Consider the following 16,016-nt stretch of genomic DNA (forward strand, 5'->3'; position numbering starts at 1 on the left):
GGTGGGGTGGGTGGGCTCGTCGCCCCCGGCCCGCTTCGTACAGCGCGTGCGCGGCCCGCAGGACGAGCGCGTCGGCGTGCCGCGCCGCCACGATCTGCACCCCGATGGGCAGTCCGTCGCGGTCCACCCCGCAGGGGACGGTCGCGGCCGGCTGCTGCGTCATGTTGAAGGGGTACGTGAACGGGGTCCATCCCGTCCACCGACGATGGCCGGAACCTTTCGGAACCTCCGCCCCCGCCTCGAAAGCGGTGATCGGCAACGTCGGAGTGATCAGGAGGTCGTACGTCTCATGGAAGCGGCCCATGCGACGGCCGAGCTCCATGCGTACGTCAACTGCGGCGAGGTAGTCGAGCGCGCTGGACCGGGCGCCCTGCGCACAGATCTCCTGCAGCCCGGCGTCGAGCAGCTTCCGCCGGGCGGGCGGCAGGTGTTGGATCACTCGCGCCGCGCCGCTGAACCACAGCGTGTGGAACGCCTCCACCGGGTCCGTGAAGTCCGGGTCGGCCTCCTCGACGTACGCACCCTGCGCCGCAAGGGCCTCCACCGCCTGCCGCACCGCGGCGGCGACAGCGGGCCGCACGGCGACCTGGTTGCCGAGCGAGGGCGAATAGGCGATGCGCAGACCGCGTACGCCTCCTTCGATACCCGCGCGGAAGCTGCCCTCCACCGGACCCAGCTGTGACCAGTCGCGCCAGTCCGGGCCGCTGATGACATCCATCAGGAGCGCCGCGTCCGCCGCGTCCCGCGTCATCGGGCCGACGTGCGCCAGCGTGCCGAAAGCGGACGCGGGATACAGCGGCACACGCCCGTACGTCGGCTTCAGCGCGAAGATCCCGCAGAAGGAGCCCGGGATCCGCACCGAGCCGCCGCCGTCCGTGCCGAGCGACAGCGGCCCCGCGCCGAGCGCCACGGCAGCCGCGCCGCCGCCGCTGGAACCGCCCGCGGTGCGCGAAGGGTCGTACGGATTGCGCGTGATCCCGCTCTGCGGGCTGTCCGTGACGCCTTTCCAGCCGAACTCGGGCGTCGTCGTCTTGCCGATGAACACCGCGCCGTGCTCGCGCAGCCGCGCCACCGACGGCGCGTCCTCGTCCCAAGTCCCCGCCGCACTCACGGTCTTCGAGCCCCGCAGCGTCGGCCCACCGCGCTGCAGCAGGATGTCCTTGACCGAGACCGGCACCCCGTCCACAAGCCCCTGCGGCTCACCCCGACGCCATCGCTCCGCACTCGCCTCGGCCTGGGCGAGCGCCTCGTCGGAGTCGATGCGCACGAACGCGTTCACCACGGGCTGCACGTCCTGCGCCCTGCGCAGAGCTGCCCGTGTCGCGTCCACCGGACTGAATTCGCCCTTGGAATAGGCATCGACGAGTTGTACCGCGGTGAGATCCGTGAGCTCGGTCATGCACGCTCCTCAGGGGGAGGGAAGTGGCTCGGGAGTGATCAATGCCCGCACGTCCGGGGAATGATCAATTCCCCGGTACATACCCACGTTTCTTGTCGACCACGTTGGACAGGGGCCGACCGGCCGCCCACTCCTCGTACAACTCGACGAACTGCGAGCCCAGTTCATCGCGCCAGCCGACCACGTCGCCGCTCATGTGCGGGGACACGAGGAGCCCCGGCGCCGTCCACAGCGGGCTGCTCTCCGGCAGCGGCTCGTGCTCGAAGACGTCGAGGGCCGCGCCCGAGATCCACCGCTTCGACAGGGCGGCCGCGAGATCGTCCTCCACGACGAGCGCGCCGCGCCCGATGTTGATGAAGCGCGCCGACGGCTGCATCATGCCGAAGCGCCGTTCGTCGAACATGCCGCGCGTGTCGTCCGTGAGCGGCGCCGCGCAGATCACCCAGTCGGCCCGCGCCATGAGCCGATCGAGTTCGTCGGGGCCGTGGACACCGTCGCGGGCGCTGCGTCCCACAAGGGCGGTGATGATCCCGAGCCCCTTCAGCATCCGGACGATGGCGTGTCCGATAGGTCCTGAACCCACGACACACGCGCGCGTGCGGGCAATCCGCTGGGTCTCGCGGTGCTGCCAGGTGCGCTCGTCCTGGAGCCGGAGGGTGCGCGGCAGATCCTTGGCCATGGCCAGGACGAGAGCGGCCACGTACTCGGCGATCGGCTGGTCGAAGACGCCGCGGGCGTTGGTGACCAGCGTGTCGGACTCGGCGAGTTCGGGGCACATCAGGCGGTCAACGCCCGCGCTCGCGGAGTGCACCCAGCGGGGCCTCGGTCCCTCGCCCGGCCAGGCGAGACGCACGGCGTCCGAGAGGAAATTCCACACCAACAGAACATCGGCGTGGGGGAGTTGATCCGCCAGGCTGTCCGCGTCCGCGTGCAGGATCCGGGCGCGCCCCGTGAGGCTGCCGAGACGGGGCGGCGGGGCGGGGGACGGGGCGTCAAGAACCAGAACGGTTGTATCGGACATCGGATCAGAGCTTGATTCGGACATCGGGGAGAAACCGTTTCGCAATGAGAGTCCGCTTCCCTGAGTTTTGTGTCGGCCAGAGCCGTTAGAGATGCGCGGATTGACCACGCTCGCACCTGAAACTACCTTCGTCAACAGAGGTGCTCTATCACAAGCACCCCAAGGCTGAGTACGCTCCGTGCGAGGTCTTAGCACACTCTGTAGCGCTTTCTTCGCGCCTTTTGCCCCATCCCGACGTCCCGGCGCGTCGCCGGTTCCGCATCTCCCGGCCCCCGGCCGGTCCCTCAAATGCACGCACGCACGAACTTGGGGCCTGCTCATGGACGTCTCTTTCCTCGGCGGACCACACCCTCAACGTGGTGTAGGTGTCGTCGCACCCTTCGACTTCGCACTCGACCGGGAGCTCTGGCGCTGGGTGCCGGACGAAGTCTCCCTTCACCTGACACGTACTCCGTACGTGCCCGTCGAGGTGAGCCTCGACCTGGCACGACTGGTCAGTGAGCACGAAACGCTCGCCGAGGCGGTGCGCGCTCTGAGCGCCGCCGAACCCGAAGTCCTGGCCTATGCCTGCACGTCGGGCAGCTTCGTCGGCGGCATCGCGGGCGAGCGCGCGATGTGCGAGGCCATGAACCGCGAAGGCGCGGTTTCCGCCGTCACCACATCGGGCGCGCTGCTCGAAGCGCTCGACGATCTGGGCGCGCGGCGCATCGCGCTCGTCACGCCCTACACCTGGTCGGTGACCCAGTCCCTGGAGCACTACCTCGCCGAATCAGGTGTGTCCGTGACCGGCCGGGCCTATCTGGGCCTGACCAGGCACATCTGGAAAGTGCCCTACAAGGACGTGGCCGAGATGGCCCGCAGGGCGGTGCTCGGCGGCGCCGACGCGCTCTTCATCAGCTGCACCAATCTCGCGACGTACGACGTCATCCCGCAGCTCGAGGCCGAGCTGCGGATGCCGGTGATCTCCGCGAACCAGGTGACGATGTGGTCTGCCCTGCGTCGGCTGGGTACCCATGCCGTAGGGCCGTACCAGGCGCTGATCAATCCGAGTGCCAGGCCGGGCGCGGGCCCGGTCGCGGGACCGGGCGAGCTGCCCGGTGTGGTGCCGGTCGATCCGCCCCAGGGCCTGCCCGAAGGACCACCAACGCTGCCTTGAAGGAGGCTGGAAGTGACGGCACTTGGATTTCTCTATCCGGGTCACTCGGCTGAGGACGACTACCCCCGTATGGAGCAGATGCTGGGGAGCGATGTCCGGCTGCAGGTTGTCCACACCGACATCGGCGAGGACGCGCACCGGGTCGACGCGCTCCTGGAGATGGGATCGACGGCACGGCTCGCCGCCGGGGTCGAGGAGCTGCGCATGGCCGGCGCGGAGGCGGTGGTGTGGGCCTGCACCAGCGCGAGCTTCGTCTTCGGCTGGGAGGGCGCGCACGACCAGGTCCGCGCCCTGGCCAGGGCGGCGGGCCTGCCTGCGTCCAGTACGTCCTTCGCGTTCGCCCACGCGGTACGTGAGGTGGGCGCGAGCAGGGTCGCGGTCGCCGCGACCTACCCGGAGGACGTGGCGGCGCTCTTCGCCACGTTCCTGAAGGCGGCGGGCACGGAGGTCGTCTCGACGCAGGGGAGCGGCATCATCACGGCGGCTGAGGTGGGCACGTGGGGCTGGGAGGGGGTCAGGGCCATGGCCCGCGCGGGCGACCATCCCGACGCGGACGCGGTCCTGCTCCCCGACACGGCACTGCACACGGCGGCGTACGTCCAGGCGCTCGAGCAGGACCTCGGCAAACCGGTCCTGACGGCGAACCAGGTGACGGTCTGGGAGGCTCTGCGCCTGTCCACCCGCCGAGTGAACGCACCGTCACTGGGCGCGCTGTTCACTAAGGAGCCGGTGGTGCAGGTGAAGGGGTGACCCGGGGCGCGCCCACAGGGCAGAACACCCCCCGGGAATAAAACGGAGCCACCCTCCTGTTGCCCCCTGCGAAGCAAGAAGACCCGCAAAAGTACGCGCAGCAGGAGGCAGGCCCCCGTGACAGTGGACCCGAGCGACGACATCCGCGGCGACAGGCACGGCACCGCGCCGGTCCCGCTCTCCGTACTGGACCTGGTGACCGTAGGGGCGGGCAGGACCGCCACCGACGCCCTGCGCAAGAGCGTGGAGATCGCCAAGCTGGCCGAGGGCCGCGGATACCACCGCTACTGGGTGGCCGAGCACCACTCCATGCCGGGCGTGGCCTCCTCATCCCCCGCGGTCATCCTGGCCCACCTCGCCGCCCACACGGACCGCATCCGCCTGGGCTCGGGCGGCGTCATGCTGCCCAACCACGCCCCCCTCGTCATCGCGGAGCAGTTCGGCACGCTCGAAGCGATGGCCCCGGGCCGCGTCGACCTGGGCCTGGGACGCGCCCCGGGTACGGACGGCGCGACCGCCGCCGCGCTGCGCAGGACGGAGCGCCTCAACGAAGGCGCCGACGACTTCCCGCAGCAGCTCGCCGAGCTGACCCGCTTCCTGGACGACGACTTCCCCGACGGACACCCGTACGGTCGTATCCACGCCGTCCCGGGACCTGTCCAGGCCACCTCACCCGGCGGCGTCCAGTCCCCGCACCGCCCGCCCCTGTGGCTGCTCGGCTCGTCCGGCTTCAGCGCCCGCCTCGCCGGAGTCCTCGGCCTGCCCTTCGCCTTCGCGCACCACTTCTCCGCGCAGAACACGATCCCGGCGCTCGACCTCTACCGGGAGTCGTTCAAGCCGTCCGCGGTCCTCGACGCCCCGTACGCCCTCATCGGCGTATCGGCGCTCGCGACCGACGAGGAGGGCGAGGCCCGGCGTCAGGTGCTCGCCGCCGCCCTGAACATGGTCCGCCTCCGGACCGGGAAGCCGGGGCTCGTTCCGACCCCCGAGGAGGCGGAGGCGTACGAATTCAGCGAGATGGAGCGGGAGTTCGTCAACAGCTGGAACTCCAACGTCATCTACGGCACCGCCGACCAGGTCCGCACCGGCCTCGACGACCTCGCCAAGCGCACCGGCGCCGACGAGCTGATGATCACGGCCAACGCGCACAGCGGCGAAGCGCGGCTGCGTTCGTACGAGTTGATCGCGGACGCGTACGGACTGCCCGGCGCGTAGCCGTCACGCGCAGCCCTCGCGCTGCCCTCAACCGGCGGCGAGCAGCGCGGAGATACGATCCGGCGCCACCGGGCGGGAGTACAGCCACCCCTGCCCGGTGTCGCACCCGATCCGCCGCAACCGCGCCGCCTGCGACGTGGTCTCCACGCACTCCGCGGTGACCGTGAGCCCGAGCCGGTGCGCGAGTTGCACCAAGGCCTCGACGATGACTTCGTCGGCGGGGTTGATGTGCGCCTCGCCCGCCTCCGCGTCGTACTGGAACCCTCGTACGAACGAGCCGTCCAGCTTCAGGACGGACACCGGGAGCCTGCTCAGGTACGCCAGGTTCGAGTACCCCGTGCCGAAGTCGTCGATGGCGATCCGCACCCCCATGTCGCTGAGCGACTGAAGGGCCTGCAGCGGGCGGCCCGCCGAGCCCATCACCGCGGACTCGGTGAGCTCCAGCTGGAGCAGCTCGGGGGAGAGGCCCGTCTCGGAGAGGATCTCCGCGACGTCGGTGACCAGATCCGAGTCCCACACCTGCCGCACCGCGACGTTGACGCTCATGAAGACCGGCGCCCTGTCCGGGTGGTCCAGCTGCCACTGCCGGGCCTGGCGGCACGCGGTCCGCAGCACCCAGCGGCCCAGCTGCACGATCGAACCGTCCTCTTCGGCCAATCCGATGAACCGATTCGGCGTCAGTAGCCCGAACTGCGGATGCTGCCACCGCACCAGTGCCTCGACCCCGCGCAGGCCACCGTCCTCAAGGCGCACCAACGGCTGGTAGTCGAGGACGAATTCACCCCGGTCGACGGCCGGACGCAGTGAACTGGACAGTGTCTGACGGGTCATGCGGTGGGCGTTGCGCTCGGGGTCGAAGAGTGTCCAGCGGGCCTTGCCGTCCGACTTCGCCCAGTAGAGCGTCGTGTCGGCTGCCTGCATCAGACACGTCGTCGTGGTCCCGGCGGCGCGCCGCTCCACGACGCCGATCGACGCCGAGACGGAGAGCCGCTGGCCCGACAGGTCGAAGGGGTCCTGCAGCGCCTTGAGTGCCGCGTCCGCGAGGTCGGCCAGCTGGTCCGTGCCCGTCGAGTCCTCCACGAGCAGCGCGAACTCGTCGCCGCCGAGCCGCGCCACCAGGGGCGCCGCCGCCCTGCCCTGACCGGCCTCGTCGGCGCACCGCGTGAGCCGCTCGGCGACGGCCGCGAGCAGCCGGTCGCCGACCCGGTGGCCGAGGGTGTCGTTGACCGCCTTGAACCCGTCGAGGTCCAGATAGCAGAGGCCGATACGGCCGGTGCCCGTGTCGTCGTACGCACCCGCTTCGAGGGCGGCGGCAAGGCGTTCGAAGAACAGGCTGCGGTTGGCGAGCCTGGTCACCGGGTCGTGCATCTGCAGATGCCTCAGCCGGTCCTGGAGCTCGCGGCGTGCGCTGATGTCGGTGGCGGCGAGCAGCACCGTACGGCCGCCGGGCATCGGAGAGACGGTCACCTGGACCCACAGCGAGTGCCCGTCGGGGTGTTTCAGGCGCCGGGTGCAGCGCAGCTTCGCCTGGCGCCCGCGGAGCACCTCGCGGTACGCGTGCCAGACGCGCGTGTCCGACGCCAGGTCCACCAGATCGGCGGCCAGGCACCCCGCGAGGTCGTCCGGGGCCGCGCCGAGCAGCTCGGCGAGCGCGTCATTGGCGTCGACGACGAGACCCTCGCCGTCGACGACGCCGAGGGCGAGGGGGGCGGCGGCGAACGCCGCTCGGTGGTCGGGCTGCTGCCCCGGATGGCGACGCTCCGTAGTGGGCGCCCTGGCGAGTTCGGGTGCTGTGACCGCTGTGACAGCCGTGGCCACTTGGCCTTCAGACGTTCCGTTCACCACTTGCCCCCTCAGTGCAGTTGTTCGGCGAGGCCGGGCCCGCGCAGGAAGGTGTGCCGATCATAGGGGCTGGCCCGACGGCGCTTCCAGCCACAGCGCGGTACCGCGTGGCGGCCGCGTTCGGCATAGGACAGGCGCATGCCCGGCGTGGGTTTGGCGCCCGGCCGGTGGCAGATCGTTTCTGCTCACCCCAGTACCGCTTCCTTTGCGCCTCAATCTGCCCGGCGACCACTTGTGACGTTCAGTGAACGGTCGGCGGGTCGCCAGTCACCCGACCGGGTCAGATAAACAGGGCATATTTAAATAAAACGTCACAAAGTGGGTGGGATGCCCCGTAATCCGCACCCGGAGGTGGACGTGCCGCGTCAGCTACCCCCCTGGGGACTCACCCGTGGAGGGGAGAGCCCCCGGTTGCGCAGCGCGGCCGCCGCCCTCACGTCTTTGACCGCACTCGCCGCCATGGGGCTCGTCGCGGGCCCCGCGATCGCCCAGACCTCGGCGGTGCCCTGCGCACTCCAGCGCACACCGGCGCATCACTCGGAGGGCCTCGACACCTGGAACACCGCCTATACGCGCCCGAACCGGGCCCTCGACGCGGCGATGGTCTTCCTCTCCTTTCCCGACTCCCCGCCCCGCAGCTCCCCCCAGGACCTGGTGGGTGACTACTTCCCCGCCACGAGCCAGTTCTTCGACCGCGCCTCCTACGGCAAGTTCGCGCTGCGCCCGCATCCGCAGCGCGAGTGGGTCGAGATGCCGGACTACTCCACCTCGTACGCCATACAGCGCGACTGGAACGCGGCCCGGCGCAGCGCCTATCTGCGGGACGCGATGGCAGCGGCCGATCCGCACGTCGACTTCTCGCGGTACGACGTCGTCTACTTCGTCGCCGACCCGGACGCGCCCGGTGTCGACTCGGACGCCACGAAGGTCGTCAACTTCGACCGGCCGATGCGGGCCGACGGCGTGGACATCAAGCGCATCGTCACGGTCTTCGAGCGGCATCCGCCGGACCGCAACGTCCTCGCCCACGAGACCGGCCACGTCTTCGACCTGCCCGACCTCTACCACCGGCCGACGGACGGCAAGGGCGACTGGGACACGCACGTCGGCGACTGGGACGTCATGGGCAGCCAGTTCGGGCTCGCGCCCGACCTCTTCGGCTGGCACAAGTGGAAGCTCGGCTGGCTGGACCAGCGGCAGGTGGTGTGCGTGGAGGACGGGGCGCGGCGGCTGACCCTGGAGCCGCTTGCGGCACGGCCCGCGCGCGGGGGCGTCGGCGGCACCAAGCTGGCGGTCGTCCGCACCGGCCGCGACAGCGCGGTCGCCATCGAGGCGCGCGGCGCGACGGGCAACGACCACGCGACGTGCAGGGAGGGGGTGCTCGCCTACCGCGTACGCAACGAGGCGCCGTCCGGAGGGGGCCCGATCGAGGTCGTCGACGCCCACCCGGGCTCGGACGCGTGCTGGGGCGATTCGGTGTATCCGCCGCTCGCGGACGCGCCGGTGGGTGCGGGGGAGAGCTTCACGGTGCCGGACGACGGCGTACGCATCGAGGTCGAGGGGCGGACGGCGACGGGGGCGTGGACGGTGAAGGTGTCGGCCGGATGACCCGACTGAACCGGCTGAGTCGGTCGTTCCGGAGCGTCCTGTGCGGACATGAAAGAAGCCCCTCGCTCGCGCGAGGGGCTTCTTTCCGTCTGTGCGCCGTCAGGGACTCGAACCCCGGACCCGCTGATTAAGAGTCAGCTGCTCTAACCAACTGAGCTAACGGCGCCTGGTGACGTCGTAGACCTTAGCACCCTGATCGCCGCCAGGAAAAATCGAAATTCGGACCGAGGAGCCTGCCGTCGCACGGGCCGCGCGGACACAGGCCCAGAGCGCCACCTCGGGCCCCGGAAGCCAGGGATGCCGGGCGTCGGGGGCCACGAGCCAGCGCGATTCGAGGTGCCCCTCGAGGCGTCCTGGCGGCAGCGTCTCCCGGTCGTCGGCGGCGATCGGCGGCACCGTCACCGCGTCCCCCATGCCGTGGCAGAGGATGCCGGGCACGGCGCGGCCCCACTCCTCCCACTCGAGGAGCGAGGGCAGCCGCTGGGCGGTTCCGGGGGCGGCGAAGAGCAGCATGCGGCCGCGGTGCGCCGCTACGGGGCCGGAGCCGGGGCCTTCCTCCCACAGACAGTCGAGCATCCGTCGGCCGAAGATCGCCGGGACGCTCACCACGTCGAAGACGGAGCCGCAGGGGAGGACGGCCGGGGCGGTGGGGCGGCTGCGCCAGTGGATGAGGGCGCTGCGCGGATACGTTTCCGCGGAGGCGAGCCAAGCGGCTCCCTCGGTAGTGACGTCGGAGATGTTCTGGACGCCGGCGGGGGCAGGGCCGGGGTGGAGACGTGTACTGCTCATGGCGAATACATCTACCGGTGGCAAGCGTTCCGATTCTGAGTGTTGCCAGAAATCAGGACAACGGGAGGCGACAGGGAGTACCTTGCCCTCCGCGGCATATGCCCCGTGATCTTTTGCGGGGCGGGGAGAGGTCGGCTGAGGGGCCTGCGAGGGGTCGGCGGGGGACCTCCGAGGGGTCGACTGAGGGGCTGCGAGAGGGCCGGCGAGGGGATTGCGCGGGGCCTGCGAGAGGTCGGCTTAGGGACAGCGAGGGGCCTGCGCGGGACCTGCGAGGGGTCCGCGCGGGGGTCTGCGCAGGGGTCCGGCGGTTGTTCGTAGGGTCCGCGCCCTCGCCCCCGCGCCAGGTCTTGGCGGCCGCCCTCAGGACTCCGGACCGCCCCCGCCGTCACGCCCCGCCCTGACGGCCGCCCCTCAGGCCTCCGGACCGCCGCCGCCCGCGCCGGCCCCGCGCAGCAGGTCCCGGCCGAACTCGACCATCTTCTTCGCGTAGTCCTCGGTCCACTGCGCGCGCTCGGCGATCACGGCGGGTGTAAGGCGGTCGAAGCGCCGGGGGTCGGCGAGCTGCGCGGCCGCGATCGCCTGGAACTCGACCGCCCGGTCCGTCGCGGCCCGGAAAGCGTGCGTCAGCTCGGTGGCCCGGGCCAGAAGCTCCTGCGGGTCCTCCATCGACTCCAGGTCGAAGAAGTGCTCCGGGTCGGCGACGGCTTCCGCGGGCTCGAAGAGCAGGGGCGCGGGGCGCAGACGCTGCTCGGTCCGGGACCGTTCGGGCTCCGCCATGGTTCTTCCTCCTCGTACGGTTTTCGGCCGTGGGGGGCCGTCTTCCATTCTCCCCTGCTGCGCAAGGGGGCCGTGTGCCCAGGGCTGCGGGGGCTGCGGGCCTACGGCCGCCAGGCCACGCGGTGTTCGGACCACTGCGCCCACGTGGACATCATCGCTTCCCAGCCATCCGGGAACTTCACCGTGACGCCCAGCTGGACCGGTTCCGTCGACGGGTGGTCGTCGAGCAGTTCGCTGACGCCCGCGCGGCAGACCACGATGCAGGCGTGGCGGTGGCGGGACGCGAGGACACAGAGGCGGCCCGTCTCCAGATGGAACGCGGTGGCGTCCGGGCGCCCTGAGAGCGGGTGCAGGACCACCGTCACGTCGAACTCGCGGCCCTGAAGCCGGTTGGCGGTGTCCACCGTGACATCCGTGACGCCGAGCGCCGCGAGGGACACGCGCACCGCCGCCGCCTGGTCGCGGTGTGCGGTGCCGACGGCGATGCGGTCGGCCGTCAGGGGAGTGGGATCCGGGTCGCGCTCCGACGTCGCCGCGCCGCCGCGGTCCAGGAGGCGCCGGACGACCTGCGCCACCGCGCGTACGGCCTCCGGGTCGGTGCGCGGAGTGTTCCGCGCGGGCAGTTCGAGCAGGCCCCAGCCCGACTCCGCCGCCTCGTCGATCACCCGGTCGGGGCCCGAACCATCCGATGGCACACCGAAGTTGAGCGTCCTGTCGTCGTGATCCGTACCGCTGCGGAAGGGTGTGTACGGATAGAACGCGGCGGAGACCAGCGGGGCCGCCGACGCCGGGAGCCGCCAGGACACCGGCAGGCGGTGCTGGGGCAGTTCGGGGTTGTGCGCGAGCAGCGTCGTCACGGCGCTGGCCGAAGGGTCGTACGCCAGGCCCGCCCACTGCTCGGCGCCCACGATCGAGAACGGGTCCAGCTGGCCTGGGTCGCCCACGAACAGGGCCCGCTCGAAGAGCCCTGCCACGGCGAGCAGCGCGTCCGAGCGCATTTGATACGCCTCGTCGACGATGGCGTGCCGCCAGGGCGCGTCGAGCTTGGCGGCCTCGACGTGCGCCCACTTCGCGGCGGTCGACACGACGACGTCGAGTCCGGCGAGGTCGGCGGCCTTCGTGGACGTACGGACGAAGGGCAGATCGTCCAGGGCCTTGTCGTACGCGTCCGGGTCGCTGCTGTGCAGACGGCCGACCGGCAGCTCGGGGTCCTTCTCGGCGAGCCGCAGGACCAGGTCGTCGACCTGGGCGTTCGTCTGCGCGATCACCATCAACGGACGTCCCGCCGCGGCCAGTTCGCGGGCAGCCCGGACGACGAGGGTCGACTTGCCCGCGCCGGGCGGCGAGTCGACGACGACGCCGCGGTGCGCGCCGTGCAGCGTGTCGTGCAGGATCGCGTCCGTGGCGCGGGTGGCCGCCGCGCCGGGGTCGAAGGAGGCGCGGTCGAAGGGGGCGGTTGGACTCACAGGGTGTCCTCCGGCGTCACGGGGTCGGGGCGCTCGGCGGCTTCGCCCGGCGGGCCGCCGTGGGTCCAGGGAGTCTCATCGGGTTCGGGCAGCTTGGGGCCGCCGCGCTGCTCGTGCTCGAAGAGCGTCCAGCAGATCCGGTCGCCCTTCTCCGGCAGGGAACCGGCCTCGGGCTCCTTGCCGCGGCCCATCTTGTCGACGACACGGAGGACGACGGTGCCCGCACCCTCGTAGGAGACGAACTCGGCCGTCTGCGGCTTGCCCTGCAGCGAGCGGTACACCTTCGCGCGCTCGGCCAGGTGCGGGTGGTCGTCCGTGCGGACCGTGACCAGGGGGCGCGGCCTCGGACTCTTGCTCTCGCTGTACGCCATGACCACCTCGGTCACCTCACCGGCGAACGCCTCGCCCGCGAGCCGGCGGCCCGCCATCACCAGAGGGTCGTCGAGTGCCTCCTGGGCATCGAGCCTGGCCTGCTCGCGCTCCCGCGTGCCGAGCTTGTTCGCCGCCGTCACCGCGTCGTCCATGCGGGGCTGCGGGGGCTCGCCCGCCGTCACGCGGTCCCGGTGGCCGGTGAACGACCAGCGGTCTCGGGTCCAGCGGTCGGCGGCGTGCGGGGCCTCGGGGAGCGTGCAGAGCGCGTCGAGGCCACGCCACACCGCGTCCCAGGTGGGGCGGGTCCTGCTCTCGATCAGGGAGCGGATCTCCCGCTCGGCCGCGGCCAGTTCGGCGAGGCGGGCGTCCGCCTCGATGCCGTCCTCGGCCGCGGCGAGGGTTCCGCGCGCGCGGTCGTAGCGCTCGATGGCCGGGGCGAGGAGGCGGTTGTCGAACGCCGGGTCCGTGGCGGGGCCCGCGGGCGGGCACAGCAGCTGGCCGTCCTTGTCCCGGGCCAGCTCGGCGCGGAGCGCGGCATCGGCCCCGGATGTGCCTTCCGGGGCCTCGATCCAGGCGAGCAGTGCGCCCAGGTGCTGGTCCTCGAGACTCGACTGGCCGGTGGCCCAGTGCCGGGAGAGCAGCTCGGTCATGGCGACGAGGAGGGAGGAGCCGGGGACGCGGGCCCGCTCCCCGAAGTGGGTCAGCCAGCGGCCGAGGAGGGGGACGCGGGGTGGGGCGGGATACGGCGTCTCCGGATCCTGCTCGGCGGTGCGGCGGAAACGGGTGGAGCGGCCGATGAGCCGTACGAAGTCGATGCCGGCGCGGCTCGGAACGATCAACTGCGGAGCGTCCGCGCAGAGTTCGACCTCCACCTTGACCCGCTTGCCGGTCTCCGGGTCCTTCTCACTGCGTTCCGCCGCTTCGACGTCGTCGGCGAACGAGTCGACGTACTCCAGGACGGTGTCCGCGAGTTGGGCGAGGAAGGTGAAGCGGAGATCGCGGTCGCGGGGCTGGGGGACGAGGAGCACGCGGGGCGAGGTCCGCTCCGTCCCGACGAGCGCGCCGAGCGGGGCGCCTGCCTCGCCGGCGGTGATGAGGGGGACGAGGACGAGGGGCCGCTGGGAGAGGTGCCGGTGCCGTGCCGTTGCCCTCGGCTGAGCACGGCCGGTGGCCACCGCTTCCAGGCGGGCCAGGTTGTCGATCAACGACACGGTCGGGGAGCCTCCATCGTCTGCGGGTCCGCTGCGCGGTGCAGTGCGGTTGCGCGGCGCGGGTCCGCTGCGCGGTGCGTCGGCGTCTGCGGGCCGTCGTCCGCTGCCCCGCCGCTTCGCGGCGGATTTTCCCCGCCCACCCACCCGATCACCCGGCAACGACCACGCACCGAAGGGCGGGCCAGTGCCGCGGGGTGCCGGTGTGAGCGGCGGATGGACGTGCCGGGCGGCAGTGTCGCCAGGGCGGTCAGCACGGCGCGCCCCCCGCTCTACCCCCGCCTGAGGCGCCCACGCCGGACAACGCCTCGGACCTCAGCGCCGCCGCCCTCCGCAGCGCCGCCACCGCCGGGTCCGCCGCGTCGCCCGATGTGCCGTGCGCCGCGGAGAGGACCCCGGTGACCGTCGTCAGGCCGCCCAACTCGCCCCGCAGCGCGCGCCCCAGGGCGGTCACCGCGTCCTGCTCGCGGGAGCGTTCGCGGCAGTGGAAGGCCAGTTCGCAGGCGGCCAGGCACTCGGGGGCGTACGTCGCGGGGACCGATTCGACCGCTGCCGTCAGGTCGGCGGCGGGGCGGGTCACGTCGAAGGTGGTGCCCTCCGGAAGCGCTGCCGCGATGTCCTCGATGCGGGTAAGTCGCGCCAACTGGCGCCTGGTCACCGAGAGTTGTTTGCGTACGTCGATCGCCGACGCCGTCGGGAGGTTCGAGAAGTCCTTGGGGCAGACCAGGAGAACATGGTGCCGGACCTGGGGCGCGGGCTCCATGTGTGCCGCCACCCGCTCGAGCGCCAGTGCGTACACCGCGGCCTGGCGCGCCGCCGCGCCCACCTTCGCCGGGTCCGCCGAGCCGTCGATCATCGGGAAGGACTTGATCTCGACGACCGTCCAGGTGCCGTCGGGATGGATCACCACCGCGTCCGGTTCGAGGAACGCGGGTGTTCCGGCGACGTCGAGCGCCAGCATGGGGTGGTCCAGGAGGGTCCAGCCCTCCGTCGACGTCGCCTCGCGCAGCGCGAGCGAGGTGCGGGCCGCGCGGCCCTCGGGGCCCACCGCGGCGAGATCCGGGACCGACGACTCACCGGGCACCGGCTCCGGACCGCCCCCGAGACTGCCGTGCACCAGACGCAGCAGCTCCGCGCCGCCGTCCGCCTTCACCTTCGCCTCGAAGGCATTGCCCCGCATGAACGCGAACTGCGACTGCCCGAAGGAGGCGGGGGAGCCGAGCGACTGCGCGAGCGTCGCCTTGTCCACGCCCGCGCCGTCGAGCAGCGCGCGCCTCTGGCACCCCGGATTCGCGGCGAGGGCCGCGAGCGCGCGGGCGTCCAGCGGCTGAGCGGGGACGTCAGGACCGCGCAGCTCAGCGAGCCGCTGTCGCAGCGCTGTCCTCCGCGTCGGCGGATCGGGCGCCCGACTCGGCGTGTGGCTCGGCAGGCTGCTTGCGCGGCCGGGGAATTCGCTCACCTGTCGAAGTCTGGCACCCGGCACTGACAATTGAGGACTCTGGGGCGGACGAGGCCGACGGCGAGCCCGCGACGGACGCCTCGTTCGATCCGGCCACCACCCCCGACGACGGACGCGCGACCGCCAGCGGCAGCCGCACCATCGCCTTCACCCGGTCCGCGAGCCGCAGCACAGGCCGTACGAGAAGCAGCCCGAGGCCCATCACGACGGCGCCCGCGACCGCGTCGAGGAAGTAGTGGTTCGCGGTGCCCATCACGACGATCGTGGTGATCAGCGGATAGCCCACCGCCGCGACCTTGGCCAGCGGCGAACGCCCGTGGCGCCACAGCATCACACCGCACCACAGCGCCCACCCCACGTGCAGGCTCGGCATCGCCGCGTACTGGTTGGTCATGCCGCCGAGCCCGCGCGGCGCGCTCGCCTCGCCGCCCCACCAGCCGTAGTCGCTGTACTGCGCCATGGTGTCGACGAAGCCGTGGCCCGCGCTCAACAGGCGGGGCGGGCAGGTCGGCAGGAGCGTGAAGCCGACCAGGCCGATCAGGGTGGACGTCATCAGCCACGCGCGTGCGGCACGGAAGTGGACCGCGCGGCTGCGGAAGATCCAGACGAGGATCAAGGGCGTCACCAGATAGTGCAGCGACGCGTACCAGAAGTCGGCGGGGACGCCTATCCAGGCATGTTCGGTGAAGAGACGGTTCAGCGGGTTCTCGGCGTTGAGGCGCAGGAACTTCTCTATGCGGAGAATGTCCACGCCGTGGCCGACGGCGGTGGACACATCGCCGCGCGCCAGTAGCCGGCCGGCCGAGTAGAGGGCGTACACGACCAAGATCAGCGGCAGCTCCGTCCACCAACGAAGCCGAAGCCCGCCGGTGCCCCTGGTGCCCGGAGTGTCCGTCTGCGGCATCCGGTCGTTCCCCCATCCGTTCTTGGTCATGCGGTGTTCGCCGCCGCCTC

At 71.7% G+C, this 16,016-nt stretch carries 13 protein-coding genes and 1 tRNA gene; 4 read left to right on the forward strand and 10 right to left on the reverse strand.

What is annotated here, in order from left to right; translation table 11 throughout:
* Both ACFQ7F_RS30065 and ACFQ7F_RS30070 read right to left on the reverse strand, forming a co-directional pair.
* On the reverse strand, positions 1-1,399 hold a 1,399-nt coding region (locus ACFQ7F_RS30065; protein ID WP_383276869.1), incomplete at its 3' end, for an amidase.
* Between the two features lie 64 nt (positions 1,400-1,463).
* Positions 1,464-2,420, reverse strand: coding sequence for a D-2-hydroxyacid dehydrogenase (locus ACFQ7F_RS30070; RefSeq protein WP_383276871.1), 957 nt, complete (start codon positions 2,418-2,420; stop codon positions 1,464-1,466).
* Between the two features lie 319 nt (positions 2,421-2,739).
* On the opposite strand from ACFQ7F_RS30070, the gene ACFQ7F_RS30075 reads away from it, so the two are divergent.
* The 3 genes from ACFQ7F_RS30075 (at position 2,740) to ACFQ7F_RS30085 (ending at position 5,541) form a co-directional block, all read left to right on the forward strand.
* The gene (locus ACFQ7F_RS30075; protein ID WP_383276875.1) at positions 2,740-3,576 is read left to right on the forward strand and encodes a decarboxylase; all 837 of its coding nucleotides are present in this window, start codon (positions 2,740-2,742) and stop codon (positions 3,574-3,576) included.
* Between the two features lie 12 nt (positions 3,577-3,588).
* Positions 3,589-4,326: a decarboxylase gene (locus tag ACFQ7F_RS30080; protein WP_383276878.1), complete on the forward strand. Its 738-nt coding sequence runs from the start codon at positions 3,589-3,591 to the stop codon at positions 4,324-4,326.
* 117 nt (positions 4,327-4,443) lie between these two features.
* Positions 4,444-5,541, forward strand: a complete 1,098-nt coding sequence (locus tag ACFQ7F_RS30085) for an LLM class flavin-dependent oxidoreductase (protein WP_383276881.1) — start codon at positions 4,444-4,446, stop codon at positions 5,539-5,541.
* Positions 5,542-5,568: 27 nt separating this feature from the next.
* On the opposite strand, the gene ACFQ7F_RS30090 is transcribed toward ACFQ7F_RS30085, so the two are convergent.
* Positions 5,569-7,383 (reverse strand): putative bifunctional diguanylate cyclase/phosphodiesterase, encoded by a 1,815-nt coding sequence (locus ACFQ7F_RS30090; RefSeq protein ID WP_383276884.1) that lies wholly within the window; start codon positions 7,381-7,383, stop codon positions 5,569-5,571.
* A gap of 327 nt (positions 7,384-7,710) precedes the next feature.
* Here ACFQ7F_RS30090 and ACFQ7F_RS30095 point away from each other — a divergent pair, with 327 nt between their 5' ends.
* The gene (locus ACFQ7F_RS30095) at positions 7,711-8,991 is read left to right on the forward strand and encodes a M6 family metalloprotease domain-containing protein (RefSeq protein WP_383276887.1); all 1,281 of its coding nucleotides are present in this window, start codon (positions 7,711-7,713) and stop codon (positions 8,989-8,991) included.
* Between the two features lie 92 nt (positions 8,992-9,083).
* Here ACFQ7F_RS30095 and ACFQ7F_RS30100 read toward each other — a convergent pair.
* The 7 genes from ACFQ7F_RS30100 to ACFQ7F_RS30130 form a co-directional block, all read right to left on the reverse strand.
* A tRNA-Lys gene (locus ACFQ7F_RS30100) sits at positions 9,084-9,157 on the reverse strand.
* Complete coding sequence (locus tag ACFQ7F_RS30105; protein ID WP_383276890.1) at positions 9,148-9,780, reverse strand: bifunctional DNA primase/polymerase; 633 nt, start codon at positions 9,778-9,780, stop codon at positions 9,148-9,150. The genes ACFQ7F_RS30100 and ACFQ7F_RS30105 overlap by 10 nt, the downstream gene beginning before the upstream one ends.
* A 411-nt stretch (positions 9,781-10,191) precedes the next feature.
* Entirely contained in the window at positions 10,192-10,557 is a 366-nt protein-coding gene (locus ACFQ7F_RS30110; RefSeq protein WP_383276893.1) for a hypothetical protein, read from the reverse strand.
* Positions 10,558-10,658: 101 nt separating this feature from the next.
* Positions 10,659-12,023 carry an AAA domain-containing protein gene (locus tag ACFQ7F_RS30115; RefSeq protein WP_383276896.1) on the reverse strand — a complete coding sequence of 455 codons (1,365 nt, stop codon included), beginning with the start codon at positions 12,021-12,023 and terminating at the stop codon, positions 10,659-10,661.
* Positions 12,020-13,606 (reverse strand): hypothetical protein, encoded by a 1,587-nt coding sequence (locus ACFQ7F_RS30120; RefSeq protein WP_383276899.1) that lies wholly within the window; start codon positions 13,604-13,606, stop codon positions 12,020-12,022. The genes ACFQ7F_RS30115 and ACFQ7F_RS30120 overlap by 4 nt, the downstream gene beginning before the upstream one ends.
* Positions 13,607-13,853: 247 nt before the next feature.
* On the reverse strand, positions 13,854-15,062 hold the full coding sequence (locus ACFQ7F_RS30125) for a hypothetical protein (RefSeq protein ID WP_383276902.1): 1,209 nt from the start codon (positions 15,060-15,062) through the stop codon (positions 13,854-13,856).
* Positions 14,959-15,966 (reverse strand): phosphatase PAP2 family protein, encoded by a 1,008-nt coding sequence (locus ACFQ7F_RS30130; protein ID WP_383276946.1) that lies wholly within the window; start codon positions 15,964-15,966, stop codon positions 14,959-14,961. Before ACFQ7F_RS30130 ends, ACFQ7F_RS30125 begins: the two co-directional genes overlap by 104 nt.
* Between the last annotated feature and the right edge of the window lie 50 nt (positions 15,967-16,016).

The sequence above is a fragment of the Streptomyces sp. NPDC056486 genome (assembly GCF_042795295.1).
Taxonomy (GTDB): domain Bacteria; phylum Actinomycetota; class Actinomycetes; order Streptomycetales; family Streptomycetaceae; genus Streptomyces.